The 12,867-nt window shown below is 73.6% G+C and carries 10 protein-coding genes; 4 read left to right on the top strand and 6 right to left on the bottom strand.

Annotation, left to right across the window (positions count from 1 at the left end; translation table 11 throughout):
- Positions 1-513 precede the first annotated feature (513 nt).
- The gene (locus tag ACFC1F_RS20985; protein WP_376160203.1) at positions 514-1,263 is read left to right on the top strand and encodes a helix-hairpin-helix domain-containing protein; all 750 of its coding nucleotides are present in this window, start codon (positions 514-516) and stop codon (positions 1,261-1,263) included.
- 69 nt (positions 1,264-1,332) lie between these two features.
- Positions 1,333-3,987: a ComEC/Rec2 family competence protein gene (locus tag ACFC1F_RS20980; protein ID WP_376160201.1), complete on the top strand. Its 2,655-nt coding sequence runs from the start codon at positions 1,333-1,335 to the stop codon at positions 3,985-3,987.
- Positions 3,988-4,300: 313 nt separating this feature from the next.
- On the opposite strand, the gene ACFC1F_RS20975 is transcribed toward ACFC1F_RS20980, so the two are convergent.
- Positions 4,301-4,594, bottom strand: coding sequence for a hypothetical protein (locus ACFC1F_RS20975; protein ID WP_307853198.1), 294 nt, complete (start codon positions 4,592-4,594; stop codon positions 4,301-4,303).
- Between the two features lie 235 nt (positions 4,595-4,829).
- Here ACFC1F_RS20975 and holA point away from each other — a divergent pair, with 235 nt between their 5' ends.
- The gene (gene holA / locus ACFC1F_RS20970) at positions 4,830-5,825 is read left to right on the top strand and encodes a DNA polymerase III subunit delta (protein WP_376160199.1); all 996 of its coding nucleotides are present in this window, start codon (positions 4,830-4,832) and stop codon (positions 5,823-5,825) included.
- Positions 5,826-5,999: 174 nt separating this feature from the next.
- On the opposite strand, the gene ACFC1F_RS20965 is transcribed toward holA, so the two are convergent.
- The 3 genes from ACFC1F_RS20965 to ACFC1F_RS20955 form a co-directional block, all read right to left on the bottom strand.
- The gene (locus ACFC1F_RS20965) at positions 6,000-6,869 is read right to left on the bottom strand and encodes a hypothetical protein (protein WP_376160197.1); all 870 of its coding nucleotides are present in this window, start codon (positions 6,867-6,869) and stop codon (positions 6,000-6,002) included.
- Positions 6,870-7,338: 469 nt separating this feature from the next.
- Positions 7,339-7,605: a 30S ribosomal protein S20 gene (rpsT, locus tag ACFC1F_RS20960; RefSeq protein WP_238741111.1), complete on the bottom strand. Its 267-nt coding sequence runs from the start codon at positions 7,603-7,605 to the stop codon at positions 7,339-7,341.
- Between the two features lie 232 nt (positions 7,606-7,837).
- Complete coding sequence (locus ACFC1F_RS20955) at positions 7,838-8,143, bottom strand: antibiotic biosynthesis monooxygenase (protein ID WP_209413300.1); 306 nt, start codon at positions 8,141-8,143, stop codon at positions 7,838-7,840.
- Between the two features lie 383 nt (positions 8,144-8,526).
- Here ACFC1F_RS20955 and lepA point away from each other — a divergent pair, with 383 nt between their 5' ends.
- Positions 8,527-10,395, top strand: coding sequence for a translation elongation factor 4 (gene lepA / locus ACFC1F_RS20950; RefSeq protein ID WP_209413301.1), 1,869 nt, complete (start codon positions 8,527-8,529; stop codon positions 10,393-10,395).
- Between the two features lie 160 nt (positions 10,396-10,555).
- Here the strand turns inward: lepA and ACFC1F_RS20945 are convergent, their stop codons facing one another.
- Both ACFC1F_RS20945 and sigJ read right to left on the bottom strand, forming a co-directional pair.
- Positions 10,556-11,626: an NAD(P)/FAD-dependent oxidoreductase gene (locus tag ACFC1F_RS20945; RefSeq protein WP_376160194.1), complete on the bottom strand. Its 1,071-nt coding sequence runs from the start codon at positions 11,624-11,626 to the stop codon at positions 10,556-10,558.
- A 177-nt stretch (positions 11,627-11,803) separates the two neighbouring features.
- Positions 11,804-12,799, bottom strand: a complete 996-nt coding sequence (gene sigJ, locus ACFC1F_RS20940) for an RNA polymerase sigma factor SigJ (protein WP_376160192.1) — start codon at positions 12,797-12,799, stop codon at positions 11,804-11,806.
- Positions 12,800-12,867: the final 68 nt, after the last annotated feature.

Here is a 12,867-nt window from a genome sequence, read left to right as displayed (position 1 = left end):
GGTGCGCGTGGTGCGTGGTGCGTGGTGTGTGGTGCGCGGGGTCAACTCTGAAGAGCCCTCATCCCTCGTGCGAGTGACCTGATTTATCCACAACCCCCGGGTTTTCCACAGGTCTTCGGCCATTCTCGTGCGGGTCCCGGACCTGCTCCTACGGTGCTCCGCATGACGAGCCTGACAAGCCTGACGAGCATGAGGACCGGCGCGAGGAAGCGCCAGGAGATCAGCGAGACCGCACGCCTGCGGATGGTGGCCCTGCTCCCGGCGGCCGGGGGGTCGGCCGGGGCGGGAGGAACGACGACCACCGGGCCCCCGCCTGAACCGTCGTCCGCTGTGCCGTCGTCCGCTGAGCCGCCGTGCGTTGTGCCACCGACCGCTGAACCGTCGTCCGCTGAGCCGGGCGAGCCGTTGTTCGGGGAGCCGCCTGTGGTGCGGTCCGGGTTGCCGGCCGGTGCGCCGTCAGAGCCGTCATCGGAGCCGTGGTTCGGTGAGCTGCCCGGGGCGTCGGCGGGTGCGGTGGCAGGCAGCACGGCCACCGAGGGAGCAGCGGCCGCGGGTGGTACGGCCGCGGGCGGTGCGGTGGCCGGTGCGGCGGATCGTGTGCCGTTCCGGTTCGGCCCGGCGGTGGTGCTCGACCGGCGGGCCCTGGCGGGCCTGGTCCTCCTGCTGCTGCTCTCCGCGGGCTACGGCGTACAGCACTTCTGGCTGGCCCGGCCGCAACCGGTCGACGTACCGGGGGTGGCCGCCCCGGCGGAACCGGCGGGGAGCGTTCCCGGGGCGTCCGAGGCAGTCCCCGGTCCGGCTCCGCCCGGTGCGGGTGGCCCGGAGGCAGGCGCCGTGGTGGTGGTCGACATCGGCGGCCGCGTGCACTCGCCCGGCGTGCACACCCTCCCCAGCGGCGCCCGGGTGGCCGATGCCCTGCGCGTGGCCGGTGGCCCGCTGCCCGACACGGAGACCAAGAACCTCAACCTGGCGCGGGTGCTGACGGACGGTGAGCAGATCCTCGTCGGCGACCAGGCCGCACCACCGACCGGCGGGGCGGGCGCCGGGCCTCCCGCGGCCGCCGGGCCGAAACAGCCGGTCAGCCTGAACCACGCCACCCTCGAACAACTCGACACGCTCCCCGGGGTCGGGCCGACGCTCGCCCAACGCATCCTGACGTTCCGCGCGGCCCACGGCTCGTTCCGTTCACTCGACCAGCTCCGGCAGGTGAGCGGCATCGGCGAGCGCACCTACGCGGAGATCAAACCGATGCTCACCCTCTGACCGGAGGCCTGGTCCGACCTGCCTCGATGTGCTGACCACCGGTCCCCACCCACCCGCCCGCCGACCCAGTTGAAGGGAGGTGCCGCCATCGCCGCCAGCACGGCCGTCGACCTCCGGCTGACCGCCCGTCCGTCCCCAACCCCCTTTCCGGTCAGCGACCTTCGACTGCTCCTGCCTGCCGTCGCGGCGTGGGCCGTCACGGCGGCCGTCCTCGGCCCGGGCGCGGGCCACGGTCTCCTGCTGCTCCTTGCAGCGGGCGCGGCCGCGGTCGTCGCCGTCTTCCTGCTCGCCCGCCCGGGCGTGCGGCGGCGCCGAGGCGCCGGCGTGACGGCGGCCGCGGTTCTGCTCACCGGTGCGGCGGCCACCGCCGTGACCCTGCTGCACACCGCCGACCTACACCGGGGTCCGGTGCCGGCGCTGGCCCGGGTCGCGGGCCCCGCCCCCGCGGTGGACGTCGAGCTGACGATCACCGGCGACCCAAGGGCCCACACCTCCCGGACCAGGGGGACGACCGCCGGGCAGGCCGTCCTCACCGTGGACGCCGTGGTGGACCGGGTCACCGTCCTGGCCGGCTCCGAGCCGGGGCCGGGCGTCGGCGCGACCAGGACCCGGACCCCGGTGACGGTGCTGGCGCGCGGGCCGGACATCGGCCAGTGGCAGCGGCTGCTGCCGTCGGCCCGGGTGGCCGTCGAGGCCGATGTCCGCCCCGCGGGGGAGGGACACGACGACGAGTCGGCCGCGCTGCTGGTCGCGCACGGGCCGCTCCGGGAGCTCGTACCGCCGAGCCTGCCGCAGCGGGTCGCCGGCCGGCTGCGGGCGGGTCTGCGGTCCGCGAGCGACGGGCTCCCGCCGGACGCGCGAGGACTGCTCCCGGGGTTGGTCGTCGGGGACACCTCCCGGCTGCCCGGCGACCTCCTGGACGCCTTCCGGGCCACCGACATGGCACACCTGGTCGCAGTGAGCGGGGCCAACCTCGCGATCGTCCTCGGCGTCCTGCTCGGTGCGCCGGGGCGGGCCGCTACCCCCGAACGGCGTGGCCTGGCAGCTCTGCTCGGGCTCTCCCTGCGCACCACCGCGTTGCTCGGCACGGCCGTCACGCTGGCCTTCGTCACCATCTGCCGGCCTGAGCCCAGCGTGCTGCGGGCGGCCGGCACCGGCTTGATCGGCCTGCTCGCGCTGGCGACCGGCCGTCCGCGCCAGGCGGTGCCCGCCCTGTCCGGCACCGTCCTGCTCCTGGTGCTGCTCGACCCCTACCTGGCGCGGTCGTTCGGCTTCCTGCTCTCGGTGCTCGCCACCACCGGCCTGCTGGTCCTCGGCCCGCACTGGGCCCGGGCCCTGCGGGCGCGCGGCTGGCCGCACCACCTGGCGGGTGCCGTAGGGGCGACGGCCGCGGCGCAGGCGCTCTGCGCGCCCGTGACGGTGGTGCTGTCCGGGCACATCAGCCTCGTCGCCGTCCCCTGCAACCTGCTGGCCGAGCTGGCGGTGGCGCCGGCGACTCTGCTCGGCTTCGCGGTGCTCGTACTGGACCCGTTCCTCCCGGCGCCGGCCCGGCTGCTCGCGGAGGTGGCCGGGCTGCCGGCCGGCTGGCTGGCAGCGGTGGCCCGGCACGGCGCCGACCTGCCGGGAGGCCGGCTCTCCTGGCCGGGCGGACTCCTCGGTACGGTGACGCTCGCCCTGGCGACCGTGGCGCTGTGCTGGACGGTGCCGCTCCTGCTGCCCCGGCGTACGGCCGCGACCGGCCCGCGCGTTCGCCGCGGTTGGATCCGGCCGGTGGTCGCGGGCCTTCTCCTCCTCGTCCTGCTGGCCGTGCTGCTGCGCCCGCCCCAGCTCACCCGGCTCGCGACGGGCTGGCCGCCCCCGGGGTGGCGGCTGGTCATGTGTGACGTGGGGCAGGGCGACATGCTGGTGCTGCCGGTGACCTCGGACGGTGGCACGGCCACGGACAGCGCGGTGGTGGTCGATGCCGGTCCGGACCCGCAGGCGGCGGACCGTTGTCTGCGCGACCTCGGGATCACCCGGGTTCCGCTGTTGCTGCTGACCCACTTCCACGCCGATCACGTGGAGGGCGTGCCAGGGGTGTTGCGGGGGCGCGCGGTCGGGGCGGTCGAGGGGACGAGTGTGAACGATCCGCCGGGCGAGGCGGCCCGGGTGACCGGGTGGGCGGCGGCCGCGGGAATTCCCGTGCTGAGGGCCCGGCGGGGTGAACGGAGGTCGGTCGGGCCTGGCTTGTCCTGGCAGGTGGTCTGGCCGGAGGCCGAGCTGCCGGGTGATGCGACCGGAGCCAACAACGCCAGCGTCGCGCTGCTGGTGACCGTCGCGGGCGGGCTGGAACTGGCTCTGCTGGGTGATCTCGAACCGCCGGCGCAGTCGGCGTTGTCGGGGAGATTGGGAAGCGGGGTCAAGGTGGACGTTCTGAAGGTGGCCCATCACGGCTCGGCGCATCAGGACTGGGGCCTGGCCTCGGCCCTGCGCCCTCGGCTGGCGTTGATCTCCTGTGGCGAGGGCAATCCGTACGGCCATCCGTCGGCGAGGACGGTCGACCACCTGCGTGCCCTCGGTGCGACGGTGCTGCGCACGGACCGTGCCGGGGACATCGCCGTGACGGGTGACACCCCGGCGCGCCTCGGCGCCGTGGTCCACCCGCACGATGCCGAGGCCCTGCACGGTTCCCGCGCTTCCCGTCCGCTCCACCCGGTGGGCGGGCCGCGCGGCCCGCCCACCTGAGCGCCTCCTCCGGCTCACTCGCTCTCCCCCACCGGGAGGAGGGGACAGGGCAGGCAGGGCGCGCGAGGGAGAGGTGCATGAGGGAAGGGGGCACGTGCGAGGACGTGGCTCAGATGGCGCGCCGGCCCCGGGCAGTGCCCGGGGCCGGCGCGGAAGCGGCGTGATGGCCGTGCAGAACGGTCCGGAACCGTCCGCCAAGGTCCAGAATTTGTCCGGCCGTGAAGCCGAGAGGGAGCGCGAAGCCGAGAGGGAGGGAGCGGGCGGGGCGAAGGCAGAGAGGCCAGGGCACCGCCAGGACGCCGGGCGGTGAGGATCAGCCCTCTTCGCGCCAGCCGTCGGCCTCGGCGGCGATGGCGTCGAGGGCACGCAGATGGCCGGGGGTCCAGCCGTCCTCAGGGGGTTCCACGACCACCAGCCACTGGGCGTCCTCGGCGTCGTCCTCGCCGGCCAGGGCGTCCCGGACGATTTCCAGTTCGCCGAGGTCGGGGTGGTTGGCACTGAGCTCCTCCGCGGCCTCCTCGGCGGCGTCGCGGTCGGGCAGGACGAGGAGCTGCCGGGCGTTCGGATCGAAGGCGTCCGGCTGGTCGATGGTGTGGTCGTCGGTCACCGGTCCATTCTCCAAGGCGCTCCCGCGGGCGCGGCGCCCACCCCCCGGACGCCCCTGTCGCCCAGTAACCAGTAACCAGAGCCCAGCGCATCGCACCCCACCCCGCACCCAGCGCGCCGCACCCCCGAGTCCGCGGCCCCGCGCCCAGTGCCCCCGAGTCCGCGGCCCCGCGCCCGCGCCCTGCGCCCCGCTGGCCGGGCAGGCCTGTCCGTGCCGCGTGGGATGCTGGTACGCGATGGCCAGGAAGAGTGCACCCGATGACCTGCTCGCCCCGCTGACCCTCGCGGTCGGTCAGGAGGAGTTGCTGCTGGACCGCGCGGTCGCCCAGGTGGTGGCGGCGGCGAAGGCGGCGGACCCGGACACCGACGTACGTGATCTCGCGCCCGGGAGCCTCCAGCCCGGCAGCCTGGCCGAGCTGACCACGCCCTCGCTCTTCGCCGAGCGCAAGGTGATCGTGGTCCGCGCGGCCCAGGACCTCGGCGCCGACTCCGTGAAGGAGGTCAAGGCGTACATCGAGGCCCCGGCCGAAGAAGTGATCATGGTGCTGGTCCACGCGGGCGGCGCCAAGGGCAAGGGGTTGCTGGACGCGGGGCGCAAGGCCGGCGGCCGCGAGGTCGCCTGCGCGAAGCTGGCCAAGGCGTCGGAGCGGCTGGCCTTCGTGAAGGGCGAGTTTCGGACGCTCGGGCGGTCGGCGACCCCGGAGGCGTGCCAGGCGCTGCTGGACGCGCTTGGCAGCGACCTGCGCGAGCTGGCGGCGGCGTGCAGCCAGCTCACCTCGGACGTCGAGGGCACGATCGACGACACGGTGGTGGCCCGCTACTACAGCGGCCGGGCCGAGGCGACCGGCTTCGAGGTGGCGGACCTGGCGGTCACCGGCCGGGCCGCCGAGGCGCTGGAACGGTTGCGCTGGGCGCTGGCCGTGGGGCAGCCGCCGACCGGCATCACCTACGCGCTGGCGTCCGGGGTGCGCAGCATCGGCCGGCTGGCCACCGCCGGGCGGAACATGCGCCCGGCCGACCTGGCGCGCGAGCTGGGCATGCCGCCGTGGAAGGTCGACCGGGTCCGCCAGCAGATGCGCGGCTGGACGGGCGACGGCGTGGCCACCGCCCTGACCGCGATCGCGCAGGCGGACGCCGCTGTCAAGGGGGGCTCCGACGACCCGGCCTACGCCCTGGAACGCGCCGTGGTCGCCGTCGCCCGGGCCGCCCGGGCCGGCTCCCGCCCGTACTGAGCGGCGAGGGAACGGCCAGGGCGGCGAGGGAACGGCCAGGGCTGAGAGGGCGCAAAAGCAACGGCGAGGACGGCAAGGGAGCGGCCCGCGCGGAGGAGACCCGTACGGGCGGGAGCGGCAGGTCCGGGGCGAGGTCTGGGGCGTGCCCCGAGCTGGCCGGGCAGAAGCCCCCGCCTACTTCCCGCCGATCGCCTTGAGGATGTCCCGGGTGTCGTCGAGCATGGCCCGCCGGACGGTGTCGCGCTCCAGCGTGGCGTCCTTGCCGAGCTGGTAGTTGTCGGTCCAGTAGAGCGAGAACGTCATGCCGCCGTCCCTGACCACGAGGTAGTAGTTGATGTCGTGGAAGGTCTTGTCGGAGCTGGTCGGCTCGTCGCCGTACGCGTAGTACGCCTCCTGGCCGAGGTTCGGCACGTCGGCGATCTCGAACTTCTGCTGCTCGAAGTAGTGCCGGGTGGCGGCGTACTCGGGCGAGGAGTCGACGGCCTTGTGCAACTCGACGCGGATGTCGAGGGTGGCGTAGTCCGGCGTGTCGCTCCCGCTGACGGAGCGTTTCATCAGGGCGTAGCACCGCATGATGTCCATGGAGTCGCTGCGGCCGGTGTGCTCCAGCGGGTAGTTGTCCACCATCTTGTACTTCTGCCGGAACGCGGTGAGTTTGCCCGCCTCGCAGATCTTGTCGATGGCGTGGTACCCGTGGATGCTCTGCGCCGAGGAGTGGCCCTGCACCATCCGGGGCACGACGGCCACGGCGCCGGACCAGACGACCGAGGCGAGGATGGCGCCCACGAACGCCCAGACGGCGTTGCGCCGCAGGTTCCCGCCCTTGCGGCCCGTCCCGCCCGCGCCGCCTGACCCGCCGGGCCCGCCGGCCGGCCCGGACGGGGCCGGCGGCAGTCCGGGGGAGGTGGGCGGCAGTCCGGGCGAGGAGGGCAGCCCGGGCGGCGGGCCGAACCCGGGTGCGCCCGCCGGCCGCGGTGGCTGCTGCGGGAAGCCGGTGAACCCCGGCCCGCCCTGGGCCGGCGGTGGTGGCGGTGGCGTCGCCATAGGTGGTCCCCCCTGGGCCTTCGAGGCCTTCAGTGCTTCCGTGCATTCGGTGGCGTCGTTGAGACCGACGAATCCAGCGGAACAGCGAATTCGAGCTGTGACGAGTCCGGCGACGCGCCTTCGCCGAAGTCGGGCGCTGCCGAGGCCACGCGTTGCCGAGGCCACGCGTTGCCGAAGCGGCCGCCGAAGCAGTCCGCGTACTCGCCGTACGGCGCCTGCCGCCGAGGAGGCCGCCGCGACCGTGATCCCGGAACCGCCGTGACCGACCATAGCGGTCGGACCACAGAACGCGACAGGCGCCGCAGCAGCCTCTGGGGAGAGGTCCGCTGCGGCGCCTGCCGTACTGCCTTTGCACCGCACCCGCGTGGCGAACGCAGGCCGCGTACGGTGCGAGTCTCGATTCTCACCTCGGGGGTCCGGGTAGAGGGCCGGTTCGTCCCGAGGGGGTGGGGCCGGTGGCCCCGGGGCGTCAGGCCTGGACGGCGTTGACGCGCTTGGTGATGGCCGACTTCTTGTTGGCGGCCTGGTTGGCGTGGATGACGCCCTTGCTCACGGCCTTGTCGAGCGCCTTGGAGGCGGCACGGGCCAGCACGACGGCCTTCTCGGTCTCGCCGGCGGCAGCGGCCTCACGGGCCTTGCGCAGAGCGGTCTTCAGCGAGGACTTGACGGCCTTGTTGCGCAGGCGCGCCTTCTCGTTGGTCTTGTTGCGCTTGATCTGGGACTTGATGTTCGCCACGAAAGTGCCTCAGTCTTGTGTGTAAACGGTTTGAACGGGCTGCACCACGCGGCCGTCGGACCAGCTGAGAGGGCATGCCGAGGCCAGGTGCAGCGGCCAACGCTACCAGGGGCGCAGCCCCCGCCCCAAACCGGTCGGCCGCCGGCCGGCCTGTCGGGCGGCCCCGTCGGCCGGCCTCCCGCCGTGAGCCGTCCGGGGCCGGCGGGGCGGAGCAGGGGCGGCAGCGGACGGATCAGGCCCGGAGCACCGGCTCGCCGTAGTGCTCGACCTCGGGGAACGGCGCGTAGAAGCGGTGCAGCAGCTCCCGCCAGCGACCGTACTCGGCGGAGCGGCGGAACCCGTCCGTGTGGTCCTCCAGCCGCTCCCACTCCACCTGGAGCAGGAACCGCGACGTGTGGCCCTCGTCCAGGCAGCGCCGCAGTTCCAGCGAGCGGAAGCCGGGCTGGACCGCGATCAGCGGCCGGGCCTGCGCGAAGGCGGCGAGGAAGGCCTCCTCCTGGCCGGGGACGACATCGAGAAGCGCGCTTTCCAGGATCATGCGACCGCATCCTGCCGCAGCTCCGGGCACCCGGGAGGTGCCGTCCGGCACTCGGGAGACGCTCTCCGGTCCCCAGGGCGCCCTACCCGTCCGACTCCCTGCGGCAGCGCCGTCCGGCGCCCCGCGGCAGCACCGTCCGATGCTCCGCGGCAGTACCTTCCGGCATCCCGGGGGCAGCACCTCCGACGCCCCGGGGAGGTGCCGTCAGCGCCCCCGGGGAGGTACCGTCCGGCGTCCGGGGAAGAACCGAACGGCGGCGCACGTCGTGCTCGTGGGAGTATGGGAGGAACTATTTCGATCGGACGACTGTCCGGTCCCCGGGAAGCCGGTCAGCGATGACCCGGACGCACCCGGCCCCCGGACCAACGGAGAATCGGACCAAGGTGCCCGCGACCCCCAGCAATGTGCCAGAGCCCAGCCGTACCGACCCGGCGCTGATCCGCAACTTCTGCATCATCGCCCACATCGACCACGGCAAGTCGACGCTCGCAGACCGGATGCTCCAGATCACCGGTGTGGTCGACCCGCGGCAGATGCGTGCCCAGTACCTCGACCGCATGGACATCGAGCGCGAGCGCGGCATCACCATCAAGTCGCAGGCCGTCCGCCTCCCATGGGCGCCGAAGACCGGGGCGAACGCCGGTACGACGCACATCCTCAACATGATCGACACCCCGGGTCACGTGGACTTCACGTACGAGGTGTCCCGCTCCCTCGCGGCCTGCGAGGGCACCATCCTCGTGGTGGACGCCGCCCAGGGCATCGAGGCACAGACCCTCGCCAACCTGTACCTGGCGTTGGAGAACGACCTCACGATCGTCCCGGTGCTCAACAAGATCGACCTGCCGGCCGCCCAGCCGGAGAAGTACGCCGCGGAGATCGCGCACATCATCGGGTGCGACCCGTCCGACGTGCTCCAGGTCAGCGCCAAGACCGGCCTCGGCGTCGAGGACCTGCTCGACCACATCGTGAACACCATCCCGGCCCCGGTCGGCGTCAAGGACGCCCCGGCCCGCGCGATGATCTTCGACTCGGTGTACGACTCCTACCGCGGCGTGGTCACCTACGTGCGTGTCGTGGACGGTCAGCTCACCAAGCGCGAGCGGATCGCGATGATGTCGACCGGCGCGACCCACGAGCTGCTGGAGATCGGCGTCATCTCGCCCGAGCCGAAGGTCGCCGACGGTCTCGGCGTCGGCGAGGTGGGCTACATCATCACCGGTGTGAAGGACGTCCGGCAGTCCAAGGTCGGTGACACCATCACCTCGATGCACAAGGGTGCGACCGAGGCGCTGGGCGGCTACAAGGACCCGCGCCCGATGGTGTTCTCCGGCCTCTACCCGCTGGACGGCTCGGACTACCCGCTGCTCCGCGACGCCCTGGACAAGCTGCGGCTGAACGACGCCGCGCTGGTCTACGAGCCGGAGACGTCGGTGGCGCTGGGCTTCGGCTACCGCTGTGGCTTCCTCGGCCTGCTGCACCTGGAGATCATCCGGGAGCGGCTGGAGCGCGAGTTCAACCTCGACCTGATCTCCACCGCCCCGAACGTGGTCTACCGCGTGGTGATGGAGGACGGCTCCGAGCACACGGTCACCAACCCGAGCGAGTTCCCGACCGGCAAGATCGCCGAGGTGTTCGAGCCGGTCGTGCGCGGGACCATCCTGGCGCCGAACGAGTTCGTCGGCGCGATCATGGAGCTCTGCCAGTCCCGCCGCGGCAACCTCCAGGGCATGGACTACCTCTCCGAGGACCGGGTCGAGTTGCGCTACACCCTCCCCCTCGCGGAGATCGTCTTCGACTTCTTCGACCAGCTGAAGTCCAAGACCCGCGGCTACGCCTCGCTCGACTACGAGCCCATCGGCGAGCAGAGCGCCAGTCTGGTGAAGGTCGACATCCTGCTGCACGGCGACGCGGTGGACGCGTTCTCCGCGATCGTGCACAAGGACAAGGCCTACAACTACGGCGTGATGATGGCGGGCAAGCTGCAGAAGCTGATCCCGCGCCAGCAGTTCGAGGTGCCGATCCAGGCGGCCATCGGCTCCCGGGTCATCGCCCGTGAGACGGTCCGCGCGATCCGCAAGGACGTTCTCGCCAAGTGCTACGGCGGTGACATCTCGCGTAAGCGCAAGCTGCTGGAGAAGCAGAAGGAAGGCAAGAAGCGGATGAAGATGGTCGGCCGCGTGGAGGTGCCGCAGGAGGCCTTCATCGCCGCGCTGTCCACCGACGCCGAGGCGCCGAAGGAGAAGAAGTAACCGACGGCGCACGAGAGGCCCGGGGCGAACCGCCCCGGGCCTCCGGCATGTCCCGGGCCCTCGACACCCGCCCCGACCCCTCGGCACGTCCCGGCGCACCGGGGGGTGCGTGGTCACCGGCCGGCGGTGCCGTGGCTCCGGCACCGCCGGCCCGTCGGGGTCACCGCAGGGACCACACCACGCCGTTGACGATGAGCGCCTTGATCAGCCGCCCGGTCAGGCCGGTGAGCACGGTGGGCCGCATCGAGTCGTCGCCGTGGATCAGCTGGACCATCCCGTCCCGGCGGCCGAGGCTCAGGCACTGCACCGCGTACCGGAACGCGAAGGGCTTGTCGGCGCCCCCGGCGAGCAGCCCGCCGAGGTAGCGGCCCATCGGCAGGGCGGTGGCGCAGCTCATCCGCAGGGTGCCGGTGCCGGGGACGGTGACCTCGGCGGCGTCGCCGATCACGTGGACGTCGGGGTGCGAGACCGAGCGCAGGTGGTCGTCGACCACGGCCTGGCCGGCCGCGTTGACGGTCAGACCGGCCTCGGCGGCCAGCGGGTGCGGCTCCAGGGCGGCGGCCCAGGCGACCAGGTCGGCGGGGATCCGGCCGGCGGTGGTGTCCAGGCCGGCCGGGTCGACGGCGGTGACGGTGCTCTGCTCGTGCACCTCGACGCCGAGCCGGGCCATGACGTCCAGGATGTGGCGGCGGCCGCGGGCCGAGAGCCAGCCGCCGACCTGGCCGGCGGCGACGATCCGGACCGTCCAGCGGGGGTGGGCCTCGGCGATCTCGGTGGCCAGTTCGATGCCGGTGGCGCCGCCGCCGACCACGGCGACGGTGCCCGGGCGGTCGGCGGCGCGCAGGCGCGCGCCCAGTTCGGCGGCCCGCTCGGCGGGGTAGGCGTGCTCGGCGGCGCCGGGGACGCCGTGCCAGGCGGTGCGGCTGCCGAGGGCGTAGACCAGGGTGTCGTAGGGGATGGTCTCGCCGGTGTCCAGCGTGACCTTGCGGGCGTCGAGGTCGAGGGCGGTGGCGCGCGCCGGGATGTGCCGCACGCCGCGGCCGCGGACCACCTGGGCGACGGTCGGCCGCTGCGCGGGGTGGCCGGCGGCGGTCTCGTGCTGGCGGACGCGGTGCAGGAAACGGGTCTCGGGGGCGACGAGGGTCACCCGGTTGCGCCGTCCGCCCGCCCGGGCCGCCGCGGCCAGCCCCGCGTAGCCGGCACCCAGTACGACGATCTGCTTCTCGGCCATGTCGTCCGCCTCCTCCGAAGCGCCCTCTCGAAGCGCCCGCTGTGTTCTGCGTTCGCTGCGGGCCTGCGCCCGCCGCGTTTTCGGGAAGGGGACGACGTGGCCGCCCGGACCGTGACAGTGACCTGTGTCACGTTCCGGATGCGGGGTCGGGTCAGCCGGCGGTCGGCGTGATCCGGGTCAGCCGGCAGCCGGTGCGATCCGGGTCAGCTTCTCGGGGTTGACCACCACGTAGGCCTCGGTGATCCGGCCGTCGGAGACGGTGAAGGCCAGCACGCCGCCGACCGCGCCGGACTCGTCGATCCAGAGCAGGCCCGGTTCGCCGTTGACCAGCGCGAGGTCGAGGCGCATGCGGGGGGTGAACCACTTGGCGATCAGGCCGCGGACCAGTCGGGAGACCTTGTCGGCGCCGAACACCGGGCGGGCGCCGGCGCTGACGATGCCACCGCCGTCGGAGTGCCAGACGATGTCCGGGTCGAGCACGGAGAGCAGGCCCTCGATGTCGCCGCGGGTGGTCGCGGCGGCGAACGCCTCCACCGCCTGCCGGTGCTCGGAGGGGTCGGCGGTGGCGCGGCGTCCGCCGTCCTTCACCCGGCGCCGGGCCCGGGAGGCGAGCTGGCGGGTGGCCTCGGGGGAGCGGTCGAGCGAGGCGGCGATCTCGTCGAAGCCGACGGAGAAGACGTCGTGCAGCACGAACGCGGCGCGTTCGGCCGGGGTCAGCTGCTCCAGGACGGTGAGCAGCGCCAGGGAGACCGACTCGCCGAGCTCGGCCAGCTCGGCCGGGGAGGCGGGGGAGTCCTGGTAGGAGACGGCCGGCTCGGGCAGCCACTCGCCGAAGTAGGCCTCCCGGCGGGCCCGCGCGGAGCCGAGCTGGTCGTAGCAGAGCCGGGTGACGACGGTGGTGAGGAAGGCCCGCGGGTCGGCGACGGTGGAGTGGTCGACGGACCGCCAGCGCAGCCAGGCCTCCTGCAGGACGTCCTCTGCGTCGCTGAACGAGCCGAGCAGCCGGTAGGCGACCGAGCCCAGGTAACGCCGGTTCGCCTCGAAGGCGTCCGGGCCGGCGTCCGGGCCGGCGTCCGGGTTCGTTCCCGGGTTCGCGTCCGGGCCGGTGGTCGGGTTCGTGCCCGGGATCGCGTCCGGGCCGGACACGGCCGCAGCCGACGGGTCGTCACTCACGGGCCCCACGGTAGCGCCCGCCACCCGCAAGACGAAGAGCCGGAGGGGGACGTCGTGACGCCGACGTC

Source organism: Kitasatospora sp. NPDC056181 (genome assembly GCF_042266225.1).
GTDB lineage: Bacteria > Actinomycetota > Actinomycetes > Streptomycetales > Streptomycetaceae > Kitasatospora.
This window is presented reverse-complemented; position numbering and strand designations above follow the sequence as displayed.

Excerpts from the sequence above, each read along its gene's own strand:
- ACFC1F_RS20945 (WP_376160194.1), bottom strand. The coding sequence starts at position 11,626 with ATGGCCGAGAAGCAGATCGTCGTACTGGGTGCCGGCTACGCGGGGCTG.
- holA (WP_376160199.1), top strand. The coding sequence starts at position 4,830 with ATGGCCAGGAAGAGTGCACCCGATGACCTGCTCGCCCCGCTGACCCTC.
- ACFC1F_RS20965 (WP_376160197.1), bottom strand. The coding sequence starts at position 6,869 with ATGGCGACGCCACCGCCACCACCGCCGGCCCAGGGCGGGCCGGGGTTC.
- ACFC1F_RS20955 (WP_209413300.1), bottom strand. The coding sequence starts at position 8,143 with ATGATCCTGGAAAGCGCGCTTCTCGATGTCGTCCCCGGCCAGGAGGAG.